Consider the following 22,586-nt stretch of genomic DNA (forward strand, 5'->3'; position numbering starts at 1 on the left):
CGCTAAAACGCCACCTGGTACTGCAGCACATATTCTCCTTTGCGGTCAGTAGCCGTAATGTCTCCGTTGTGCTGGGCGGTAAATACCGGGCGGTTTTGGTAATTAAAAGTAAGCTTACTGGTATTGCCGTAGAGCAGCCAGTTGACCCCCAGGTTGGTGAGTACCATGGGGTCGGCGAGGCGGTCGTAGCGGGCATACTGGGTTGATGCATAAGGCTGGAGCGTCCCATAGCTGCCCAGCAGGCCACGCGGCAGCAGGTACCCTGCCTGTGCGTACAGCACATGACCGGTGCCCAGTGAGGGGTAGCTGTTGCCGGGGCCGTTAAACGAGCCCACGCTGCTTTTGACCCCGTTGGCCGGGTTCATCGCGCTGGCATTTTTCAGGTAGCCAGGGCCGAAGTCGTAGTGATAATAGCCCCCATAGGCTGTCACGGCCGTGCCCTTGGCCGCGTTAACGGGGGCGTCATAAAAGACGTCCGCTGCCAGCAGGTTGAGAGCCTGGCTGATGGTATCGCCGGTAGCAGTTGTGTGCCACATGGCATTGCCTTGGTGCACAAATCCAGCCCCAATGTTAAATACCCGCTTCCTGCCCAGGTAAGACCCTACGTTGGAGGCTGCAGCATCACTTTCCTGGTCCAGAAACTGATACATCAGGTACCCGTGGGTTTCGGCGTGCGGGTTTAACGTCGAAAACGTCGAGTTGCGGCCCAGCGGGTCTGGTGCCGGCGAGGCGGTTTGCGTTACAAACGGCTTGCCAATGGCGAGTCGGTAGTCCAGCTTGCCCAGCTTGCCCTTCGCATATACCCCTAGCTTACGGACCTGCTGGTCATTCACATCGTTGGTAGTTTCCTGAAACAAGGGAGTGTCCAGTGTCAGCAGGCTGCTGACGCTCGAATTGGCGTAGCGGCTCGGGCCGTTCCAGCCATTGAGGCCCGCGCCCAGGCTCAAGGCTTTTTTCACCACCGCATAATCGACGGTAATGTCGTGAAAAAAAGCTCCCGCCTTGCGGGGCGACAGGTACGAGAAGCTGTTTTGACCAAACTGCACAAACATATACACCCGCGGAGTGAGCTGCCCGCTGAGCACCAGCCGCGCCCGCCGAATCCCGACATCGGTTGTAGAAGAGGCCAGCTCACCATTTACGGTAGTGCCCGGGTTGCTGTCGTTGTAGCGAGCCCACACCTGCGCCACAAAGTTCAGCTTCAGGAACGTAGCGCTGTCGGCGGTGAGGTACATTTTCAAGCCGTCCTTCAAACTAGCCGGCACTGCCACCGGCGCACCTTGTGCACGCGCTGCTTCGGCGCTCAGTAACAAGGCTGCGGGCAGCGCCCATTTTTTAAAAGAGGCAATCAAGGAGGGGGGAGTTTCGTATTAAAAAAGCAACAATAAGGTGATAATTGCTTAACCTGCAGTTAAATAATGAAAGCTACCTTTGTGTTGAGGGAAAGTTTTGCTTATTCGAGAAATAGCCGACTGATATGCAGCGTGCCATCAGGCAGCTGCCTCTTATCATAGCAGTAGTCCTCGTCTTGATGGCGACTACTGCACAAAACTAACGCTTCCCCACGTCGGACTGCCTCAATAAGAAAGCTCTTACCCGGCTTCCAAGTCAGCCGGGTCGCCAGCAAGCTCAATAATTTGCCCGGAGCAGGCGCGGATACTACAACGGGCAGGCAAATACCCAAAAAGCGCCGACCTGCTGGCCGACGCTTTCTGCATTCGTGGGAAGGACAAATCTGCCGACCTTAACCGAAAAGAGTGTTCTTCGTCTAAAGCCCGTCGTACTCCGGTAAGCTGGGCCGGATGCTCAATCTGGGTTTCAGATAGCTTACAGGCGGAGCTACCGGCCGCCTACTTGCCCAGTTTAATTTTTAGATTTTCGTTTAGCGCTTCCAGAAACTCCTCGGTGTAGAGGTAGTCGCGCCCGTGCTCCACCTTGTTGCCGTGAATGCACACGGCCAGGTCCTTGGTCATTTTGCCGCTTTCTACAGTTTCGATGCACACGGCTTCGAGGGCTTTGCAGAAGTCGATAAGCTCCTGGTTGCCATCCAGAATACCCCGAAACTCCAGGCCGCGCGTCCAGGCGAAGATAGAAGCGATGGGGTTAGTCGAAGTGGGCTTACCGGCCTGGTGGTCGCGGTAGTGGCGCGTTACGGTGCCGTGCGCGGCTTCCGCCTCCATCACGGTGCCATCAGGCGTTACGAGCGTGGAGGTCATCAGGCCCAGCGAGCCGAAGCCCTGCGCTACGGTGTCGCTCTGCACGTCGCCGTCGTAGTTTTTGCAGGCCCACACAAAGTTGCCGTGCCATTTCAGGGCCGAAGCCACCATATCATCAATCAGACGATGCTCGTAGGTGATGCCGGCGGCTTTGAACTTAGCCAGGTAGTCCTGCTCGTAAATCTCCTGAAAGATGTCCTTAAAGCGGCCATCGTACTTCTTCAGGATGGTGTTTTTGGTAGACAAATACAGCGGCCAGCCTTTCATCAGGGCCTGGTTGAAGCAGGCGTGCGCAAAGCCCCGAATCGACTCGTCGGTGTTGTACATGGCCAGGGCTACGCCGTCGTTTTTGAAGTTAAATACCTCAAACGACTGCACGTCGCCGCCATCCTCGGGCGTAAACGTGATGGTGAGCTTGCCCTTGCCCTTGGTTACGAAGTCGGTGGCGCGGTACTGGTCGCCGAAGGCGTGGCGGCCAATGCAGATGGGCGCCGTCCAGTTCGGAACCAGCCGAGGCACATTACTCATCACAATCGGCTCCCGGAAAACCGTGCCATCCAGGATGTTGCGAATAGTGCCGTTCGGCGACTTCCACATCTGCTTCAGGCCAAACTCCTGCACGCGTTCTTCATCGGGGGTGATGGTAGCGCACTTGATGCCCACGCCGTATTGCTTAATGGCATTGGCCGAGTCAATGGTTACCTGGTCATTGGTTTGGTCACGGTGCTCAATACCAAGGTCATAGTATTTGATGTCGAGGTCCAGGTACGGCGTAATCAGCTTGTCTTTGATAAACTTCCAGATGATGCGCGTCATCTCGTCGCCATCGAGCTCTACTACGGGGTTGGCTACTTTAATTTTAGTCATGTCCACTAAGGGCTTTTTGAGGGTTTTTACCAGGCTCCGGCCAGAGAAGAAGCCAGCCGGCCAGCCCGCACCAGTCTGGCGCGGTCATTACCGGGGTCAATATTAAGCAAGGCTTTCTGCGCATTGGCAGCCGTAGGTTGTCGCAAACGTTTGCACTGGCGAAACGCTGCTAATTATTTATAAAAACAGCCTGCTCGGCATCCTTTTCCACCAGTTTGTAGGTTGCTTGCCCCGCTACGCACGGTAGGGGAGGCGTTGCTGGCTACCCCTTGCGTTAAGCAGCAAAGCCCCCGGAAGGGAAGTTCCGAAGGCTTTGTGAATATATATAAAATTGTATGTTATGGCCCGCTTACGCCAGCACCTGAATGACAGCTTCTGAAAAGCGCTCCATCTCTTCCAGCTGCGGGCTGCATTGCAGCAAAAACAAATCGACGCCTACCGCCTCAAAAGCCGCGATACGGTCGGCCACCTGCGCCGGCGTGCCGGTGAGGCCCGAGCGCAGGCCCCGGTTCGACACCGAATAGTCTTGCAGCGACACCTGGTTTTCGAGCTGGGTGCCGGCCAGCCACTGCTGGTAGTTTTTGTAGCCTGCCGCCGAGCCCTGCACGTTCGTAATGCGGTCAAGCTCTTTCTTTACTTCCTGCTCGGTGTTTCGCACGATAGAATAGGCGGCCACCCCAAATTGCATACGCGGCAAACCCAGCTTTTCGCGGCGCTCGCTCAGGTCCTGAATGCGCCGTCCGATGGCAGCGGGGTCGTCGCCGTGCATCACGTAGCCATCGCACTGCTTGGCAATCAGATTCTTAGCCGCCTCTGATTCGCCCCCCGCGTACAAAAACGGCCGCGGCCGCGACAGCGGCTTGGGCTGAAGAATAGAATCCGTCACCTTATAAAACTTGCCTTCAAAGGTGAAGTGGTCCTGCTTCCAGAGGTTATCTACCACGTGCAGCCACTCCGCAGTACGGGCGTAGCGGTCGTCGTGCTGCTCAAAGTGCACACCATACTTTTTGGCCTCATCCTGCCACCACGACGACACAACATTGAGCGACAGGCGTCCATTGCTGATGTGGTCGATGTTGGCGGCCTGCTTGGCCAGTAAAGCCGGTGAGTGAAAGGTTGGCCGCACGGCCACCATCAGCTCAATCTTTTTGGTAACGGCCGCCAGGGCCGCCGCCGTGCTCCACGCATCCAGCGATGGGGCCTCTTCGCCCTTTATGTCGTTGAGATTCAGCTCAGCAATGAGCGAAAGGTCGTAGCCTAGCTCTTCGCTACGCTGGGCCAGCGTTTTCACATAGTCCCAGTCGGCGCGCATGTTTTCGTCTTCGACGTTGCGCAGCCACCCGCCAAACACGGGCATCCAATAACCATAACGCATAACTAGACAGCCAGGGCGGTTTCAGCGTGAGCAGATACGGCGGCCGGGGCGGCCGGTACTTGCGTTTCGAGATAGTCCACGAAACGGGCGTACGGGTCGAAGCCCACTACGTTCACGGCGTCGGCCACGAAGTTCGACAGGGCGTTGATATCATAAAACAGCACGTCGCCGGTGCGGTCATCAATCAGGTACTCTACGCCGCCCACGTCTATTTTGGCAGCAGCCACAATGCGCTCCACCGCAGCAATTACCTCGGCCGGTGGCGTAAAGGCTTCTACCTGAATACCTTTCTTAGGCGCTTCCGTCAGGCAGAAATCAGCCGACGGTGCTTCCGGAATCTGGCATATCTCGGCGGGGCACAGGTTGAAGCTCTCGCCGGTGGTGTACACCTTCATGGCGTACAGAAACTTGCCATCCAGCGTTTCTACGCGGTGAATATGGCCGCCCCGGGGCGTCACGTATTCCTGCACCAGGGCCGTCTGGTCAATACCCAGGTCAATCTGCTCTGCTGCTACAGCAGCCTCGACGCCCTCAATAGTATCGAAGCGAATGATACCCGCGCCGCTGCCGCCGATATTTACCTTCACCACAATAGGAAAGCGCAGCTCGCGGGCCGCATCAGGTACCCGGGAGGCGTGGTTTACTACCCGCGAGTTAGGGTATTTCAAGCCCAGCGACCGAAACAGCGCCAGCTGCCTGGCCTTGTTGGTTTCGATGCTGGTAGCTACCGAGCCGTTGATGATGCGTACGCCCAGCCCTTCAAGGTGCGTGGCGAAGCCTGCGGTATGAAAAATACCCTGCCCGTGCCCGCGCAGATAAGCCGATGAGCTCATCCGGTTCACAACGAGCGCGTAAGGGCTTTCGGCTTCCGTAGGGTCAAACAGATGATGGGCAGCGTCAATCTTTTCGTAGGGCAACCCCCGGCGGTCCAGCTCCGCAAACAGTGGCTTAAACCACTCGGGGTGCTCATAATAAATGCCAATCGGCTTGGAAGTAAGCGACATAACCAAGAAAAAAGTGAGAGGGAACAAAGCAAAAGCCCAATAGGCCGCGCACGCGCGGGGTTACGGCAGCAACAGCCCCGGGAAGGTCCAGGTTCGGAGCTATAATATATTAAATTTAATATATTATGCGATTAATCCGTCTGAGTAAGGTGCCGACAGTTTAACCAGTCGGCGGCCGGCAGTGTCGCGTAGCCTGCTTAATAGCCACAGCTACAACAGCCCCACGAGTGGCGGGCTAAGTTGCGAAGCGGGGCGGGGTAGGGGAGAAGGGAGCGCACGGCGTGTTGTTTTTATACTGCCGGCGCGTAGTGCGCCAGCCTTCGGTTGGCACCGTTTGGCACAAGCCAAGGTTGCCGGCGTTTCATCGAGCCTGTCTCTCCGCGCCTCGTTATAAAAACAATCCTTTCTGACAAAAGGAATTGATGCAGCAAAGGTACGAACGCGCATTCATAAGCGCTCTATGGCAGCAGGCCGTGTAGCTGGCAGAAAGCGCGTGGCTATAGGCCGCGTGGCTGGCCTCTCTGTATAGTTGTCATCGGCCCTCTACGTATCCGACGGTTCCATATGGGCCATTTCGCCCGCCTCACTTGCTGGGCAAAGCCATAGTGAATGTATAGGGCAGGCAGCCCGCTTCAACAGCAGCTACTCCACTTCCGCTATACTATATTCAGGCCTCAAATTCCAACCTTAGCGTCAATAGTAGGGAGTAGCCAGGGCGGGCTGTAGTAAAGGGTACACACGCAAAAGCCCTGCTTACGCGCTGGGGAAAGCGGGGTAAGCAGGGCTTGGGTTATAAAGTTGGCGGCGACCGACTCTCCCACCGGTGAAGGCAGTACCATAGGCGCACCGGGGCTTAACGACTCTGTTCGGAATGGGAAGAGGTGAACACCCGGGCTAAAGCCACCATTGCTGGCGTTGCCTGTCGGGTTCAGGGACAGGCAGCAATACCGTTGACATAAGGGAAAAGAGAAAGAAGTAGAAAGACTGAGTGGGCCAAGCGTAAGTTCTCGGTTCCTTAGTACCGCTCAGCTGTGCTGTTTCCAGCTTTACACCTGCGGCCTATTGACGTGGTCGTCTACCACGAACCTTTCATTGGGATGACTCATCTGGAGGTGAGTTTCGCACTTAGATGCTTTCAGCGCTTATCTGCTCCCAGCGTAGCTACCCGGCGCTGCCCCTGGCGGGACAACCGGCGCACCAGCGGCTGGTCCAACTCGGTCCTCTCGTACTAAAGTCAGGTCCTCTCAATCATCCAACGCCCACCACAGATAGGGACCGAACTGTCTCACGACGTTCTGAACCCAGCTCGCGTGCCACTTTAATCGGCGAACAGCCGAACCCTTGGGACCTTCTCCAGCCCCAGGACGTGACGAGCCGACATCGAGGTGCCAAACCTCCCCGTCGATATGAGCTCTTGGGGGAGATCAGCCTGTTATCCCCGGCGTACCTTTTATCCTTTGAGCGATGGCCCTTCCATGCGGAACCACCGGATCACTATATCCGTCTTTCGACCCTGCTCGACTAGTCAGTCTCACAGTCAAGCCCGCTTCTACTATTGCGCTCTACGTACGGTTACCAAGCGTACTGAGCGGACCTTTGAAAGCCTCCGATACTCTTTTGGAGGCGACCACCCCAGTCAAACTACCCAGCAGCCACTGTTCTCTAAGAAACCTAGAGTTAGGCAACAGGCACAGTAAGGGCGGTATTTCAACGTTGGCTCCACGAGAGCTAGCGCCCCCGCTTCGACGCCTCCCGCCTATGCTACACATACTGAACCCATCACCAATGGCAACCTATAGTAAAGGTGCACGGGGTCTTTCCGTCCCGTGGCGGGTACTCGGCATCTTCACCGAGACTACAATTTCACCGAGCTCACGGCTGAGACAGCACCCAAATCGTTACACCATTCGTGCAGGTCGGAACTTACCCGACAAGGAATTTCGCTACCTTAGGACCGTTATAGTTACGGCCGCCGTTTACTGGGGCTTCGATTCAAGCCTTCGCCTTGCGACTAAGCTCCCCTCTTAACCTTCCAGCACCGGGCAGGTGTCAGGCCTTATACGTCCGCTTACGCGTTAGCAAAGCCATGTGTTTTTGTTAAACAGTCGCTTGGGTCTTTTCACTGCGGCTTCTCTATTACTAGAGGAAGCGTCCCTTCTCCCGAAGTTACAGGACCATTTTGCCGAGTTCCTTGGCCGTGATTCACTCGAGCGCCTCAGGATACTCTCCTTGACTACCTGTGTCGGTTTGCGGTACGGGCCGAGCTAGGATACAACGTTTAGCAGCTTTTCTTGGCAGTCCTTAGGCAGACTATCCACGTGGCCCGAAGGCCGTGTGGTACTATCACCTTTCCCCTAACTGAGCGTACTTCACTACTCTGTCATTAGGTACGGGCTTTAACGAGCACTTCCGTCCGCTCGCGCTGCTTTCATTCCTGCGTCCCTGCATCACTTCCTAGTCCGGGGGCCAGAATATCAACTGGCTTGCCATCGGGTACACCTCTCGGCTCTCCCTTAGGTCCCGCCTAACCCAATTCCGATTAGCGTTGAATTGGAAACCTTAGTCTATCGGCGAATAGGTTTCGCACCTATTTTATCGTTACTCATGCCTACATGTGCTTTTCTGGACGCTCCACCATGCCCTGACAGGACGGCTTCTCCGCAACCAGAATGCTCCCCTACCACTTACACAAAGTGTAAATCCCGCGCTTCGGTGCCTAGCTTGATGCCCGCGTATTATCGATGCCCGGTCGCTCGACCAGTGAGCTGTTACGCACTCTTTAAAGGAATGGCTGCTTCCAAGCCAACCTCCTGGCTGTCAAAGCAACTGGACCTCCTTTGTTCAACTTAGCTAGAACTTAGGGACCTTAGCGGCGGGTCTGGGTTCTTTCCCTCTCGGCCGGGGACCTTAGCACCCCAGGCCTCACTGCCGTGTATGAATTTGCTGGCATTCGGAGTTCATCAGGATTCGGTAGGCTCTGACACCCCCTAGTCCTATTGGTAGCTCTACCTCCAACAAACCTAACCACGACGCTGTACCTCAATACATTTCGGGGAGTACGAGCTATTTCCTAGTTTGATTGGCCTTTCACCCCTACCCTCAAGTCATCCAAATCCTTTTCAACGGAAACTGGTTCGGACCTCCACAGCGTGTTACCGCTCCTTCATCCTGCTCAAGGGTAGCTCACTAGGTTTCGCGTCTACCCCCCCTGACTACGCGCCCTGTTCAGACTCGCTTTCGCTGCGGCTGCGCGCCTTCAAGCGCTTAACCTTGCCAGGGAGGAGTAACTCGTAGGCTCATTATGCAAAAGGCACGCTATCAGACTACAAAAGTCCTCTAACTGCTTGTAAGCACACGGTTTCAGGTTCTTTTCACTCCGCTATCCGCGGTTCTTTTCACCTTTCCCTCACGGTACTGGTTCACTATCGGTGTCTCAGGAGTATGTAGCCTTAGCGGATGGTGCCGCTGGATTCAGACGGGGTTTCTCCGGCCCCGCCCTACTCAGGATACCACTAGCGTAAATCAGAATTGTCGCTTACCGGGCTCTCACCGTCTCTGGCGTGTTTTCCCACACACTTCAGCTAACTCGATTTAATCACATGGCGTGGTCCTACAACCCCAGAGCGGCCGTAACCGCCCTGGTTTGGGCTCCTCCCCGTTCGCTCGCCACTACTTGGGGAATCATTGTTATTTTCTGTTCCTGTCGGTACTGAGATGTTTCAGTTCCCAACGTTTGCCCTCTTCTCCGAAAAGAAGAGTCACTGGTCTTCAACCAGTGGGGTTGCCCCATTCGGACATCTCGGGATATAACGGGTATGTGCCCCTCCCCCGAGCTTATCGCAGCTTATCGCGTCCTTCTTCGCCTCTGAGACCCTAGGCATCCCCCGTGTGCTCTTACTTACTTCTCGCTTGCGATTCTCTACACTCGACGTGTAGAAGAACTGCTGCTAGTCTGTGACTAACAGCCCGCTTTGTACTTCTCTCTCTTGTTTTCCCTTACGTCAAAGAACGTCTACTACCCAATTGGTAGTGAGGCGAATTATAGGCTTGGCCTATAATTCTAATAATATTGAATGGAGGAAATAGACAAAATAAGCAGCTGTTAGCTACTAAAGTTAACTTAACAAACGTCGAGCACAAGGCAGCTCCAGAAAGGAGGTGATCCAGCCGCACCTTCCGGTACGGCTACCTTGTTACGACTTAGCCCTAATTACCTGTTCTACCCTAACTGGCTTCGTTGCGGAGCACCAGCTTCAGGTCTACCAGACTTTCATGGCTTGACGGGCGGTGTGTACAAGGCCCGGGAACGTATTCACCGCGCCATGGCTGATGCGCGATTACTAGTGATTCCAGCTTCACGGAGTCGAGTTGCAGACTCCGATCCGAACTGAGAACGGCTTTTCGAGATTGGCATCTGGTCGCCCAGTAGCTACCCGCTGTACCGTCCATTGTAGCACGTGTGTCGCCCTAGGCGTAAGGGCCATGATGACCTGACGTCGTCCCCGCCTTCCTCACTGCTTGCGCAGGCAGTCTGGCTAGAGTCCCCACCATTACGTGCTGGCAACTAACCATAGGGGTTGCGCTCGTTGCGGGACTTAACCCAACACCTCACGGCACGAGCTGACGACGGCCATGCAGCACCTTGCTTTGTGTCCCGAAGGAAAGGCTCATCTCTGAGCCGGTCACGCGCATTCTAGCCTAGGTAAGGTTCCTCGCGTATCATCGAATTAAACCACATGCTCCACCACTTGTGCGGGCCCCCGTCAATTCCTTTGAGTTTCACTCTTGCGAGCGTACTCCCCAGGTGGGATACTTATCGGTTTCCCTAAGCCACGGACAATCTTTAGCCCGCAGCGAGTATCCATCGTTTACGGCGTGGACTACCAGGGTATCTAATCCTGTTCGCTCCCCACGCTGTCGTGCCTCAGCGTCAGTAACAGCCTAGTCAGCTGCCTTCGCAATCGGGGTTCTGGACCGTATCTATGCATTTCACCGCTACTCGGTCCATTCCGCCAACCTCGTCTGTACTCAAGCTCTCCAGTATCCAGGGCAGTTCCGCTGTTGAGCAGCGGGCTTTCACCCCGGACTTAAAGAGCCGCCTACGCACCCTTTAAACCCAATAAATCCGGACAACGCTCGCACCCTCCGTATTACCGCGGCTGCTGGCACGGAGTTAGCCGGTGCTTATTCTGCAGGTACCGTCATCACACTACACGTAGTGCTTATTCTTCCCTGTCAAAAGCAGTTTACGACTCAGAAAGCCTTCGTCCTGCACGCGGCATGGCTGGGTCAGGCTCTCGCCCATTGCCCAATATTCCCTACTGCTGCCTCCCGTAGGAGTCGGGCCCGTATCTCAGTGCCCGTGTGGGGGACCAGCCTCTCAGCTCCCCTAGTCATCGTCGCCTTGGGCAGCCGTTACCCACCCAACTAGCTAATGACCCGCAACCCCATCCACATTCAATAAATCTTTAACAGACACCCGATGCCGGGTACATGTATCATGCGGTATTAATCCGCCTTTCGGCGGGCTATCCCCCAAATGTGGGTAGGTTAGTTACGTGTTACGCACCCGTGCGCCACTAGATGTATTGCTACACCCCGTTCGACTTGCATGTATTAGGCCTGCCGCTAGCGTTCATCCTGAGCCAGGATCAAACTCTCCATTGTAAAATATTCCTAATCCACTACCTAAATAGGGACGTTGTCGAGTGCTTGCCCTGTGCTCTATTTGACGTTTGTAATCTAATTCGTTTAGCTTAGTTGCTTGCCCCTGTTGCTTTGCCGAAGCAACGCATAACAGGCAAGCGCCTACCTATTTTGTCTATTTCCAACATTCAAAGAACATGTGTTACTTCCTGTTGAAGTAACTCGGCGGCTGGTTTTACCAAGCCTTTTCTTGTCGTTTGCAAGACCCTGTTTTAATTGGGAGTGCAAAGGTAGCTATTTTTTCTGACTTTCCAAGTTTCAAGTAAAAAATTATTGCTTTTTACTTTTGTTTTTCTAAATCTTGCCTACTTCCTTTTAAAGCGGGGTGCAAAGGTAAGAAGCTTTTTTTAGATTCTTACAGCTTGGGCAAAAATAAATTTGCGGTGGCTGTTTTTGCGGTCCGGTAAAGCAGACATCTCGGCCTTTTCCAGAGTTCCTTTGCAGAGAAAGATTTTTCTGAGGCGGCTGCTTTTGAGCGTTCCCAGTGGGCCGGTTGCCGTTTGGGACTGCAAAGGTACTGCTTTTAGCGGGCTGGGCAGCTTGTGGCAACGAAGTTTTGCCCGAGGCTACGCTAAGTGCCTGAAAGCTGGGTGAGAAACTTTTGAAAGTTGCGCTGTTTGCTAGAGGCACTGTTGAATCCAGGGAGGTGAGTAGTGATAAGGTATAAGGTGTCGGCTGCGGGCTAGGCCTGGAGTAGCTTCGGGTAGGGCTATTAGTGAGGTGGTGCTAGGGAATGAGTGGGTTGTATAAATGCTGGCTGGGCGCCTACTTAGCCGGGGCCTACTTTTGGTGAGTAGGTAGGTTGCCAACGGTGGCAATTGAGTACGGAACAGGTGGTTTAGCATGGTAATTCTTTTATATGGAGCTGGTTCGGGTAGCAGGTATTAGTCTGGAGGAGCGGGGAGCTACTGTACTGTCTACGCTGAGCTTTAGCCTGCCGATGGGGCAGAAGCTGGCCTTGACCGGTGAAAGCGGGGCTGGCAAGAGCACCTTATTGCAGATAATAGCGGGGCTGGTGGAGCCTAGTACCGGGGAAGTGCGCATTGCGGGCAGCAAGGTGCGTGGGCCGGCCGTGGCCCTGGTGCCGGGGCATCCGGGGGTAGCGTATCTATCGCAAAAGTCGGATTTGCCCAAATTTCTGCGCGTGGAGCAGGTGCTGCAGTATGCCAGCAAGCGGCCAGGAGCTGAAACACAGGCGCTTTTTAAGCTATGTCGTATCGACCAGTTGCTGGGGCGGCGCACCGACCAGCTATCGGGGGGCGAGCAGCAGCGGGTAGCGCTGGCCCGGCTATTGGTGGGAGAGCCGCGGCTATTATTACTGGATGAGCCTTTTTCTAACCTCGACCGGGGGCACAAGCAGGAAATGCAGCGCATTGTGGAGGCGGTAGGGCAGCAGTTGGGTATTACTTGCCTGCTGGTGTCGCACGATGCTGCCGATACACTTTCCTGGGCCGATAAAATTATGGTGTTGCGTCGGGGCCAGGTAGTACAGGAGGGTTCGCCCGAGCAAGTATACCAGCGGCCCGTAGATGAATACACGGCCGGGCTTTTTGGCGATTACAATCTCATAAATGGAGCTGACAAGCTGCTTTTGGCTCCCCACGCCCGCGGAGCCGGCCCATTACTGGTGCGACCTGAGCAGTTTCGCCTAGTGCCGGCTGCTGGCGGGGTAACGGGGCAGGTGCGGGCGATACGCTTTTTTGGCAGCTTTTACGAAGTGGAGGTCCAACTGCCGGACAATGTGGTGCGGGTGTGGGTTGGCTCGGTAGCTGCAAGCGTCGGGGAGGCAGTTGGAATTTCGGTGGTGGCGGACGGCGGCTGGCAGCTAAGCTGCTGAACAGGTGAAATTTAGCTGATAGGCTGGATTACTGGACTAGCTCGGCGTGCAGCCGGGCTAGGGTAGCAGCGGCCTCTTCGCAGAGGCCGGGGTGAACGGGAGAGGTTTGCACAATGGTGCTGCGCTGCGCCGTGAGCCAGCGGAAGCGGGAGGCAATAGGCAGCTGCCCGATGGGCCCGCCCTCGGCGCGGCCCCGACAGATGCGCTGGAACGAGCGCAGGCGCTCGCGCAGGTCGGCCAGGTCGAGCTGCGCGTTGGAGAAGGCTTGCAGGCGAGCGCTGTTCAACTCGCCAGTGGCTTGTAAAAAGCCTTGACCGGCACAATATAGAATAACCCCTACGTTTAAAAACTCTTCGCGCTCGACGCGGGGCACCACGCGCAGCACGGCGTACTCAAACAAGTGCTTGGCGGGCATGGTCGGCTTCCTGGGTAAAGGTGGCAGAAACGGCCAGGCGCGCTTCCAGAAACTGCTGGTAGTTGGCGCGCTGCTCGGCGGCCGTGAGGTCGGGCTCCTGGAGCCATTCGTCGGGGATAGCAGCGATAAGGCCGGCGAGCACGGCGGGCGTGAGGCGGGCGCGGCATTCAGCATCGACGGCTGCCAGCGCGGTGGCCTGGGGCAGCAAGACATGGTCTTTTACCTGCGGAAAGGGCCGGGTGGCCGACTTCACCCATTGGGGGCCGGTGTGGTGCACGTAGAGTGCCGCGCCGTGGTCAATCAGCCACAATTCGTTGTGCCAGAGTAGCATGTTAGTATTGCGGGCGGTGCGGTCCACGTTCAGGGTAAGGCAATCGAGCCAGACGATGAGCGAGGCCAGGTGCGCGTCCACGGTCGTTACGAGCGGGTCGAAGGTGCTGGCGCCGGAGAGAAAGTGCAACGCCAGGTTCTGGCCGGTGCTGGCGCGTAGCAAGTCCTGAATTTCCTCGTCGGGCTCGGTGCGGCCGAAAGCTTCGCTGAGCTCGGCAAATACCAGCTCGGGCACGCGCAGGCCCAGTGTGCGCGCCAGCTCGCCCACCAGCAGCTCGGCTATCAGAACCTTGATGCCCTGGCCCGCGCCCCGGAACTTCAGCACGTACAGGAAGCCGTCGTCGGCCTCGACCAGCGCGGGCAGCGAGCCGCCTTCGCGCAGGGGCGTGATGTAGCGGGTCACTTCGACCGTGCGAAGGGCGGGAGGATTATCCATTCAATAAATGCTTAGGAGTCCGAAATAAAATTGTCTGTCATGCTGACGAACCAAGCATGACAGACAATTAAAAATCAAGCAAAACTACACCAGCTGCCGCAGGGCCATCTCGAATGAGCGCTGGGCGATGCCGGTAGTTTCGGCGCTTTGCTGGCGGGTGCGGGCCAGGGCGGCTTCGATGATGCGCGAGGTATCAGAGAAAATGGCCTGGTCTGTGATTTCGGCGCCCGTTTCCATGAGGTAGGCAAACACGCGGGCCATACCACAGTTGGCGATGAAGTCGGGGATGACGGCGCAGTGCGCGTCGGCCCACTCGCCGGTGGGGCCGAAGAAGATGGCCGGGTCGGCAAAGGGAACATTAGCTCCGCACGATATTACTTCGAGGCCGGCGCTCACCAGGGCCTCGACCTGCGCCTGCGTCACGAGGCGCGAGGCAGCGGCCGGCACGAAAATCTCGGCCCCGGTGGTCCAGACTTTCTGGTTTATTTCCTCAAAAGAAAGCAAGTCGGGCGCGTGCAGCGCGTTGCCGTCGCGGCCCAGAAACAGCGTCCGCACCTCTTCCAGACTCAGCCCTGCGGGGCGCAGCAGGCCGCCGGCCCGGTCGATGATGCCCACAATGCGCGCGCCCTGACTGGCCAGGTAGTAGGCCGCCGCCGCGCCCACATTGCCCCAGCCCTGGATAATAACGCGCTTGCCCGCCACTGAGCGCCCGCCCCAGAGGGTATAGTAATGACGGACTGCTTCAGCCACGCCGTAGCCGGTGATAAGGTCGGCCACGGTGTACTTGCGGGCCAGGCTGGGCGTGTAGGTAGCGTCTTCGAGCACCTTGACTACGCCCTGGCGCAGCTGGCCGAGCTTCTGAATTTTCTGGGGCTCGGTGGCACGGTAGTGGCCATTTACTACACCCTCCTGCGGGTGCCAGAGGCCGTAGTCTTCGGTAAGCGGAATTACTTCGTGAATCTCATCCACGTTGAGGTCGCCGCCGGTGCCGTAGTAGGCTTTCAGCAGCGGAATGACAGCTTTGTACCAGCGCTCCAGCACGCCGCGCTTGCGGGGGTCCTGCGGGTCGAAGTTGATGCCCGACTTGGCCCCGCCGATGGCCGGGCCGGAGACAGTAAACTTCACTTCCATCGTTTTGGCCAGGCTCTCGACCTCGCGCTTGTCGAGGCCCTTGCGCATGCGGGTGCCGCCGCCGGCCGCCCCGCCGCGCAGCGAGTTAATCACCACCCAGCCTTCGGCTTCCGTTTCGGGGTCCTGCCACTCAAAAACGATTTCGGGGCGTTTCTGCTCGAATTGAGCGAGTAAATCTTTCATGTAATCAGGCACTTACTAAAAAGCTAAAAAGCGGGCCGGCCTGTCCGGCCGGCCCGCGCTGCGGAGTGGAAAAGGCAAAAAGCGTTGTTATTCAATGCGTTCAAGGCGCTGGCCTTCGCCCGCGGGCGGAGCGGTGGCGGGTTCCAGCCACGACTTATAATACTGGCCGTCGTCGAGCTTCAGCGCAGCTTCGGTGAGCATGAGCGGGCGGAAGGTATCAATCATGACGGCCCACTCGTCGGTGCCGGTTTTGCCGATGCTGCGCTCGTAGGCGCCCGGCGCGGGGCCGTGCGGAATGCCGCCGGGGTGCAGCGTGATGTGGCCCTGGGCAATGTTGTTGCGCGACATGAAGTTGCCATCCACGTAGTATAGCACCTCATCTGAGTCGATGTTGGAGTGATGGTAGGGCGCGGGAATGGCCTGCGGGTGGTAGTCGAACAGCCGGGGCACGAACGAGCACACCACGAAGGCCTTGGTCTCGAACTGCTGGTGCACGGGCGGCGGCTGGTGCACCTTGCCGGTTATCGGCTGAAAATCACGGATATTCATCCCGTAGGGATAATTATAGCCATCCCAGCCCACTACGTCGAACGGGTGTGAGGGGTACACCAGCTCGTGCAGCACGCCCTGCTTCTTGATTTTAATCGTGAAGTCGCCCTCTTCGTCGTGGGTTTCGAGCTCGGTGGGCAGCTTGTAATCGCGCTCCGAGTAGGGCGCGTGCTCCAGCAGCTGGCCAAACCAGTTGCGGTAGCGCTTGGGCGTATAAATGGGGTGAAACGACTCAGCAATGAACAGGCGGTTATCCTCCGAGTCGAACGAAATCTGGTAGATAATGCCACGCGGAATCAGCAGGTAATCACCCGGCTCGAACGCGATATTGCCGAGCTGCGTGCGCAGCTTGCCGGTGCCCCGGTGAATGAACAGCAGCTCGTCGGCATCGGCGTTCTTGTAGAAATACGCCGTGAGCGAGTGGCGGGGCGCGGCCAGCACAATGTGCACGTCGCTGTTGACCAGCACCGGCGTGCGGGCGGCCAGGTAGTCGTCCTGCGGCGGTACCTCGAAGCCCTTCAGCAGCCGCGCCTTGATACTTTTCTCAACCGCGATTTTGGGCGTGAGGTCAGTTTCCCCCACGATTTCCTTTACCGTGGTAGGCCGGCGCAGGTGGTACATCAGCGACGACATTCCCTCGAAGCCGATGGTACCGAACAGCTGCTCGTAGTACAAGCCGCCCCCCGGCTTCTCAAACACCGTATGGCGCGTGTGCGGCAACCGGCCAAGCTTGTGGTAGATAGGCATTTCTTTAATGGTTAATTTTTTAATGATTAATGGTTAATGAGTAGTTCTTTCGTTCCGCAGCCTAGCGGCCTGTTAAACAAAGAAATTACTCATTAACCATTGAGTAATTAACCATTATTAAAGGTTGCCCCGGCGGTCCTGCTCGCGCTCCAGGCTCTCGAACAGGGCCTTGAAGTTGCCGGCGCCAAAGCTCTTGGCCCCCTTGCGCTGGATAATTTCGAAGAATACCGTGGGGCGGTCCTCTACCGGCTTGGTGAAAATCTGGAGCAGGTAGCCTTCCTCGTCGCGGTCGGCCATGATGCGCAGGGCGCGCAGCGCCTCCACATCTTCGTCGATGTTGCCGACGTGGGCGCGCAGGTTGTCGTAGTAGCTATCGGGCGTGTTCAGAAACTCCACGCCGCGCGCTTTCAGCTCGCGCACCGTGCTGATAATGTCGTTGGTAGCCACCGCAATGTGCTGCACGCCTTCGCCTTCATAAAAGGTAAGGTATTCCTCAATCTGCGACTTCTTCTTGCCCTCGGCCGGCTCGTTGATAGGGAATTTTACGTAGCCGTTGCCGTTGCTCATCACCTTGCTCATGAGCGCCGAGTACTCGGTGGTGATTTGTTTATCGTCAAAGCTTAATATATTGGCGAAGCCCATCACGTCCTCGTACCACTTCACGGTTTCGTTCATGCGGTTCCAGCCCACGTTGCCCACGCAGTGGTCCACGTAAAGCAGGCCTACCTCGCCGGGGTTGAAATCCGATTTCTGAGCCACGTAGCCGGGCAGAAAGGCGCCGTGGTAGTTCTTGCGCTCTACAAACAGGTGTACCGTCTCGCCGTAGGTATAGATGCCGGCCGTGCGCACCTCACCAAACTCGTCGGTGAGGGTGCGGGGCTCCTGGTAGCTGCGGGCGCCGCGGCTCATGGTTTTCTCGTAGCTTTCGTAGGCATCATCAACCCACAGGGCCAGAATTTTAACGCCGTCGCCGTGCTGGCGCACGTGCTGCGAAATCTCGTGGTCGGAGTGCATGGCGGTGGTGAGCACCAGCCGGATTTTACCCTGCTGCACCACGTAGCTGGCGCGGTCGCGCACGCCGGTTTCGGGGCCGGCGTAGGCCACGGTCTGGAAGCCGAATGCCGCCTTGTAGTAGTACGCGGCCTGCTTGGCGTTGCCGACGTAAAATTCGAGGTAGTCGGTGCCCAGCAAGGGCAGGAAATCGGTGGTGGCGCGCTGTTGCAGCTCCTGGGCGACGAGGGTTTCCATAAGAAGATAAGGGGGTGGGAAGATGCTTATTGACTGCACAATACTAACGCCCGTTAGCCCGCTTGTCCAATATCGGTTCCTTATGTTGCCAATAAGATTTTCTTATGGAGATTTGCCGCATGGAACTACGTCAGCTGCGCTACTTTACCGAGGTTGCCACCGCCCTGCACTATGGTCGCGCCGCCGAGAAGCTGTGCGTATCGCAACCCGCGCTAAGTCAGCAGATACAGCTATTGGAGAGCGAGTTAGGCGTGGAGCTATTCGACCATCAGCAGCGTACGCGCCAGCGCCGGGTAGTGCTCACCGAGGCCGGGACGGCGTTTCTGGCCGAGGCCCAGCATCTGCTGCACCTCAGCCGGCAGGCCGTCGAAAACGTACGCCGCGTGGGCTCGCAGCAAAAAACGGTGGAGATGGGCTATTACCAGCTGCTGCGGCCCGACCGGCTGGTGGGCATTGTGCAGCGCTTCAACGAGAGCTTTCCCGACGTGCAGTTTCACCTGCACGAGCTGCCCACGTTCCGGGCCGTGCAGGAGGCGCTGGTGGCCGGGCGCATCGATTTGGGCCTGACCATGTTGCCGCTGCTGCACCCCGAACTGGCGGCCCGGCCCTTCGGCCAGGGCGGCCTGGCGGTGGCGCTGCCCGTGGCGCACCCGCTGGCCGGCTTGGCCGAAGTGCCGCTGGAAGCGCTGGCCCACGAGAAATGGGTGGAAATCAGCCGGCCGCTGCACCCGGTGTACGACGAGATTGAGCACCTCTGCCAGCAGGCCGGCTTCAGCCGGCGCGGGGCCATCGTGCAGGAAGTTTCGTCGTTGGAACTGCTCAGCAACCTCGTCCGGCTGGGGCTGGGTGTGGCGTTCGTGCCCTCGTTTTTCGACCTGAGCCAAGTGCCGGGCGTGGTCGCCCGGCCGCTACGCGTGCCGGGCGGCGAAAACGTCGTTCTCACGCAGTGCGTAGCCTGGCTGGCCGAGCGGCCGGCGCCGCTGCTGCAAGCGCTGGTGGCGCTGGTATAGCGCAAGTTTGGAATTAAGAAGAACTCGTTAGTAATTCCGCTACCTGCCGGCCGGTACCCAGGGCCGCGTTCAGCGAAGGGTAGCTGACCCAGTCGCCGCAGCGAAACAGCGCATCGCCTACTTGTAAGGCCTGTTGGGCGGGCTGGCCAGGACTATATACTGGCAGCGCCTGCGGAATGTAGTAGGTGCGTAGGTGTCGCCACATGTTGGCTACCGGCCCAAACCAGGCGGCCAGCTCCTGGCGCAGGCGCGCCGTAAGCTCTTCTTCTGAAAGACCATGCTCGCCGTGGGTGCTTACCGATACCAGTCCCTGCCCGGCGGGAGCCAGCGCCGGGCTGATTTCAGCCGGAAAGGCTACATTGTGAGCCAGGGCCCGGGGCTGGGCATTGAGGTGGAGCAGGCGGCGGCCGTGGCTGGGGGCCGCGCCCGCAGTAGCAAAATACGTGCAGGTAGTGAGGCGGGCAGCCGGCACAGCCGAAGCAGGGGTTCCGAGCAGGCGGGCGGCCGACGGACCATCGGTTGCCAGTACTACTGCCGCGGCAGCGAGGGTTTCGCCGCTGGCCAGGTGCACCAGGCGGCCACCATCCGCGACGGCCGCTACGGGTGTTTGGAGGCGTATGCTGCCGGCCGGCAGGCGGGCCGCCAGCTGCTCGGGCAGCTGCTGCATGCCGAGGGCCGGCACCGTAGCCGGCCCCTGCATAAACTGCTGAAAAATAAATTCAAAGAAGTTGCTGGCGGTGTTCAGCTCGCGGTCAAGATATACACCGCCGAAGAAGGGCTTAAAGAAGGAGTTGATAATCTGCTCACTCCAGCCAAAGCGACGCAGGTAATCCAGTGTGGTCAGGCTGGGCCGAGCCAGCAGCAATTCGGGTGAGCGGCCCGCCAGCTGCGAGGCCAGCTTGCCAATCAGCAGCTTGTCCTTAAGCGTGCCGATGGGGGAGGCCAGCGCCTCAAACGCCCGCAACGGTGCCTGAAGCGGATTTTCAAGCGTAGTTTCCCGCCCGTCGGCCAGGCGGATAACTGCCCCCGAGCGAAAAGCCCGCAGGTTCAGCGCGCCATAGTCGAACATGCGGCGGGCCTCGGGGTAGTTGGCCAGCAAAATCTGGAAGCCGCGGTCAAGCCGAAACCCATCGGGCGTGATGTCGGTGCGCACGCGCCCTCCCACGGCGTCCGCAGCTTCGAGCACGAGTACCGGCCGGCCGGCGCGGTGCAGCCAGTTGGCGCAGGCCAGCCCGGCCATACCCGCGCCGATAATGATAATGGGAGAAGTAGCACTAGGCATAATAAAATAAAGGCAGTCTGCCTGCTAGCGTAAAAAGGGGGAACTGATACTGAAGCTATTTAGGAAGTCCATCTAGCGCAAATTTCAGGTCCGGGTACAGCTTGGCTGGTGCGGGCTGCCGGTTTTGGGCCGGCAGCCCGCCTAATACCCGGATTTAGAAACTGCTCTAGGTTAATATGAACGTCACATGGACATGTCGTTGCTTGTTAGGTTTGCCGTTTTCTGAATATGTTTATTGTATAATAAAAATATCATTTAGAAGTCGTAAGCATTTTTGCAGGCAGCGGCTGCTTGATATTCCAATGAGCACGCACTTGCAGCTGATTGCTATATACGCTGATTTCGAAGGTAGCGCGACCCGGAACAGCTTGCCCGTTGGCAGTGGCAGCACTCCAGTTGCCCAGTGCAGGGACAGTATTGGCAAACACGCCGCGGATAAACGGGTCGGTACCTTCGAAGCCGGTAAGTACGCCCAGCTCGGTTATATCGGCTTCGATAGTAGCCCGGTAAGCATCATCGCGCAGGATATTCTGAAGCATTTGATTTTGTTCCGACAGCTTGGTCATTAGCCGGCTGAGGTACGTGTTGCCATCGCCGGGCGGCTTGGGCGGCACCAGCACCATATTGCGCAAAGCCATATTCTGCTGGTAGCTGGCCAGCCGGGCGGCGCAGCTGGTTCCTACCTTAAATTGCTCGGCCGGGCCGGTGGGGTCGCTGAGCCTCGGGCGCAACAGCGCCTGGTCTTTATAAGGGCCAGGGTATTTGCCATCGAGCGCTTTACCGTTCTTAAACACCCCATTCTGGTAAACTTCGGTAGTCAGCAGCTGCTTGGTAGCCGGGTCGCGGCTTTCCCATATGCCGTTTGCCAGGCCATTCACCACGGGTCCCGAAACCTGGCGGTGCAGGTCGGGCATGATGCCGCTCCAGCGGCCGTTGCCAGCGGTTACCAGCTGCTGGCCAGTCGAATCCCAATAGGCTACGATGCGCAGGCGGGGCTCACTCGGGCTCAGCCATTCCAGCTCCTGCTGCTTCTGACCGTTGGCGTACCAGAATACCCAGGTGCCAGCTGGCTGCCCTTGTGTAAAAGCACCCCGGATAGCCGGCTGGCCATTGAGATAAAAGCTTTCGTAAGCGCCCTCCCGCTGCCCATGCCGGTAATGCTGACGGTACCGCAGCTTGTTACCAGGGCCGGTATAGTCGCGCACTTCGCCGTCAAAATTGCCCTGGGGGTCGATGCGCGTGAGGCGGCATACCGAGGCGCAGGCAATGGGCGTAAGCACGTAGCTTTTGTCATAGTACAACGCCATGCTGTCGCCTTTAATAACCTTAACACACTCGGTCAGGGCTACGGTGGTTGCGGCTGGACCCACGGGGGCCTGCGCCCAGGCCGCACCCGGCAGCCAAAGGATACTGCTAACCAGGGATTTGATAATTAAATACTTACAGTTGAAGTGTTGCATGTTCCGGAATGCTATATGGCGGTACTGTAGGTTAAATATCGCCAGCTTCTCCGGTACACGCGTGGATGCCGCGCTTAAAACAGCTTGGGCATCTTGTGCTCTTTCCACTTCTTGCGGGTTTTCATGGTGTAAAACTCCGCCACGCCACTGCGCTCCAGGGTAAGCTGCCACGCGCCCAGCACCTGGCCCGGCTGGCGGCCGACCGATTTCAGACCGGGGTGCTGCTGTTGCAGCAGGGCCGCTTCGGCCGCGGTGAGGTCGTGGCCGGGCCGGCCGTGGCAGCGCAGGCACAGGTTATTGTTTAGGGTGATGGGCCGCTGGTAGAAAAACGTATCGACGGCGGGGCGGCCAATCAGGCGCATGGTGTCGGGGCGCAGGCCCGCCGCGGCAATGGCGGCCGCAGGCGCTGTATTCGTCGTCTGCCACTCGGCCCGGCGCGGGCGGGCTTGCCACTTGCGGGCCATCGAATCGACCTGCGGGTAGCTTTGCGGATGGCAAAAACTGGCGGCCTGACTCAGGCTGCCGCGCTTAAGCTCGCGGGCCAGGGTGCGGCGCAGCAGCGTATCGGCGTAGGCCGTGAGCGAGTCGCCGGCCCAGCGCGTGGCGTGCAGCAAGTCGGTGGGGGTAATACGGATAGCCTCCCAGTTGGCAGTTTCCTCGGCTATCTGCTTGGTGCCGGGCAGGTGCTTTACCTGGTCGGGCCGGCAGGCTGCCAGTACCAGGAAGACGGGGAGAAGGAGCTTGAGTTTCGACACAACCATACTTCGGCAACTGCTTTGGCGGGCTGAAG

Annotated in this window: 14 protein-coding genes, 3 rRNA genes and 1 riboswitch; of the genes, 2 read left to right on the forward strand and 15 right to left on the reverse strand. The window is 57.8% G+C overall.

Annotation, left to right across the window (positions count from 1 at the left end):
• Positions 1–2: 2 nt before the first annotated feature.
• From F6X24_RS05980 to F6X24_RS06010, 7 genes are all read right to left on the reverse strand, one after another.
• The gene (locus tag F6X24_RS05980; RefSeq protein ID WP_229725492.1) at positions 3–1,235 is read right to left on the reverse strand and encodes a hypothetical protein; all 1,233 of its coding nucleotides are present in this window, start codon (positions 1,233–1,235) and stop codon (positions 3–5) included.
• 615 nt (positions 1,236–1,850) lie between these two features.
• The gene (locus F6X24_RS05985) at positions 1,851–3,083 is read right to left on the reverse strand and encodes an NADP-dependent isocitrate dehydrogenase (RefSeq protein WP_151087139.1); all 1,233 of its coding nucleotides are present in this window, start codon (positions 3,081–3,083) and stop codon (positions 1,851–1,853) included.
• Positions 3,084–3,432: 349 nt separating this feature from the next.
• Positions 3,433–4,458, reverse strand: coding sequence for an LLM class flavin-dependent oxidoreductase (locus F6X24_RS05990; RefSeq protein ID WP_151087140.1), 1,026 nt, complete (start codon positions 4,456–4,458; stop codon positions 3,433–3,435).
• A 2-nt stretch (positions 4,459–4,460) separates the two neighbouring features.
• Positions 4,461–5,462, reverse strand: coding sequence for an ATP-grasp domain-containing protein (locus F6X24_RS05995; RefSeq protein WP_151087141.1), 1,002 nt, complete (start codon positions 5,460–5,462; stop codon positions 4,461–4,463).
• A gap of 287 nt (positions 5,463–5,749) precedes the next feature.
• A riboswitch (SAM riboswitch) is annotated at positions 5,750–5,859 on the reverse strand.
• 399 nt (positions 5,860–6,258) lie between these two features.
• A 5S ribosomal RNA gene (gene rrf / locus F6X24_RS06000) occupies positions 6,259–6,370 on the reverse strand.
• Between the two features lie 87 nt (positions 6,371–6,457).
• A 23S ribosomal RNA gene (locus F6X24_RS06005) occupies positions 6,458–9,371 on the reverse strand.
• A 242-nt stretch (positions 9,372–9,613) separates the two neighbouring features.
• Positions 9,614–11,129, reverse strand: a 16S ribosomal RNA gene (locus tag F6X24_RS06010).
• Together the 16S, 23S and 5S rRNA genes form the textbook arrangement of a ribosomal RNA operon.
• Before the next feature lie 898 nt (positions 11,130–12,027).
• Between F6X24_RS06010 and F6X24_RS06015 the strand changes: the two genes are divergently transcribed.
• Entirely contained in the window at positions 12,028–13,005 is a 978-nt protein-coding gene (locus F6X24_RS06015; protein WP_151087142.1) for an ABC transporter ATP-binding protein, read from the forward strand.
• A 28-nt stretch (positions 13,006–13,033) separates the two neighbouring features.
• Here the strand turns inward: F6X24_RS06015 and F6X24_RS06020 are convergent, their stop codons facing one another.
• The 5 genes from F6X24_RS06020 to hppD form a co-directional block, all read right to left on the reverse strand.
• Complete coding sequence (locus F6X24_RS06020) at positions 13,034–13,420, reverse strand: DUF3037 domain-containing protein (RefSeq protein ID WP_151087143.1); 387 nt, start codon at positions 13,418–13,420, stop codon at positions 13,034–13,036.
• Positions 13,398–14,186: a HipA family kinase gene (locus tag F6X24_RS06025; protein ID WP_151087144.1), complete on the reverse strand. Its 789-nt coding sequence runs from the start codon at positions 14,184–14,186 to the stop codon at positions 13,398–13,400. The genes F6X24_RS06020 and F6X24_RS06025 overlap by 23 nt, the downstream gene beginning before the upstream one ends.
• A gap of 84 nt (positions 14,187–14,270) precedes the next feature.
• Positions 14,271–15,500 (reverse strand): Glu/Leu/Phe/Val dehydrogenase dimerization domain-containing protein, encoded by a 1,230-nt coding sequence (locus F6X24_RS06030; protein ID WP_151087145.1) that lies wholly within the window; start codon positions 15,498–15,500, stop codon positions 14,271–14,273.
• 87 nt (positions 15,501–15,587) lie between these two features.
• Positions 15,588–16,796, reverse strand: coding sequence for a homogentisate 1,2-dioxygenase (locus tag F6X24_RS06035; RefSeq protein WP_151087146.1), 1,209 nt, complete (start codon positions 16,794–16,796; stop codon positions 15,588–15,590).
• A gap of 117 nt (positions 16,797–16,913) precedes the next feature.
• Positions 16,914–18,044, reverse strand: a complete 1,131-nt coding sequence (gene hppD / locus F6X24_RS06040; protein ID WP_151087147.1) for a 4-hydroxyphenylpyruvate dioxygenase — start codon at positions 18,042–18,044, stop codon at positions 16,914–16,916.
• Between the two features lie 104 nt (positions 18,045–18,148).
• Here hppD and F6X24_RS06045 point away from each other — a divergent pair, with 104 nt between their 5' ends.
• Positions 18,149–19,054: a LysR family transcriptional regulator gene (locus F6X24_RS06045; protein ID WP_151087148.1), complete on the forward strand. Its 906-nt coding sequence runs from the start codon at positions 18,149–18,151 to the stop codon at positions 19,052–19,054.
• 13 nt (positions 19,055–19,067) lie between these two features.
• Here the strand turns inward: F6X24_RS06045 and F6X24_RS06050 are convergent, their stop codons facing one another.
• From F6X24_RS06050 to F6X24_RS06060, 3 genes are all read right to left on the reverse strand, one after another.
• Positions 19,068–20,336, reverse strand: a complete 1,269-nt coding sequence (locus F6X24_RS06050) for a protoporphyrinogen/coproporphyrinogen oxidase (protein ID WP_151087149.1) — start codon at positions 20,334–20,336, stop codon at positions 19,068–19,070.
• A 251-nt stretch (positions 20,337–20,587) separates the two neighbouring features.
• A complete protein-coding gene (locus F6X24_RS06055; protein ID WP_151087150.1) occupies positions 20,588–21,796 on the reverse strand; it encodes a toxin-antitoxin system YwqK family antitoxin in 1,209 nt (402 codons plus the stop codon).
• Positions 21,797–21,870: 74 nt separating this feature from the next.
• Positions 21,871–22,551, reverse strand: a complete 681-nt coding sequence (locus tag F6X24_RS06060) for a c-type heme family protein (protein WP_191906478.1) — start codon at positions 22,549–22,551, stop codon at positions 21,871–21,873.
• Positions 22,552–22,586: the final 35 nt, after the last annotated feature.

Origin of the sequence: Hymenobacter baengnokdamensis (assembly GCF_008728635.1) — a bacterium.
GTDB lineage: Bacteria > Bacteroidota > Bacteroidia > Cytophagales > Hymenobacteraceae > Hymenobacter > Hymenobacter baengnokdamensis.

Coding starts and splice junctions, on each gene's coding strand:
- F6X24_RS06015 (WP_151087142.1), top strand. CDS start 12,028: ATGGAGCTGGTTCGGGTAGCAGGTATTAGTCTGGAGGAGCGGGGAGCT.
- F6X24_RS05980 (WP_229725492.1), bottom strand. CDS start 1,235: ATGTACCTCACCGCCGACAGCGCTACGTTCCTGAAGCTGAACTTTGTG.
- F6X24_RS06050 (WP_151087149.1), bottom strand. CDS start 20,336: ATGCCTAGTGCTACTTCTCCCATTATCATTATCGGCGCGGGTATGGCC.
- hppD (WP_151087147.1), bottom strand. CDS start 18,044: ATGGAAACCCTCGTCGCCCAGGAGCTGCAACAGCGCGCCACCACCGAT.
- F6X24_RS05985 (WP_151087139.1), bottom strand. CDS start 3,083: ATGACTAAAATTAAAGTAGCCAACCCCGTAGTAGAGCTCGATGGCGAC.
- F6X24_RS06020 (WP_151087143.1), bottom strand. CDS start 13,420: ATGCCCGCCAAGCACTTGTTTGAGTACGCCGTGCTGCGCGTGGTGCCC.
- F6X24_RS06030 (WP_151087145.1), bottom strand. CDS start 15,500: ATGAAAGATTTACTCGCTCAATTCGAGCAGAAACGCCCCGAAATCGTT.
- F6X24_RS06035 (WP_151087146.1), bottom strand. CDS start 16,796: ATGCCTATCTACCACAAGCTTGGCCGGTTGCCGCACACGCGCCATACG.
- F6X24_RS06055 (WP_151087150.1), bottom strand. CDS start 21,796: ATGCAACACTTCAACTGTAAGTATTTAATTATCAAATCCCTGGTTAGC.
- F6X24_RS06045 (WP_151087148.1), top strand. CDS start 18,149: ATGGAGATTTGCCGCATGGAACTACGTCAGCTGCGCTACTTTACCGAG.
- F6X24_RS06025 (WP_151087144.1), bottom strand. CDS start 14,186: ATGGATAATCCTCCCGCCCTTCGCACGGTCGAAGTGACCCGCTACATC.
- F6X24_RS05995 (WP_151087141.1), bottom strand. CDS start 5,462: ATGTCGCTTACTTCCAAGCCGATTGGCATTTATTATGAGCACCCCGAG.
- F6X24_RS05990 (WP_151087140.1), bottom strand. CDS start 4,458: ATGCGTTATGGTTATTGGATGCCCGTGTTTGGCGGGTGGCTGCGCAAC.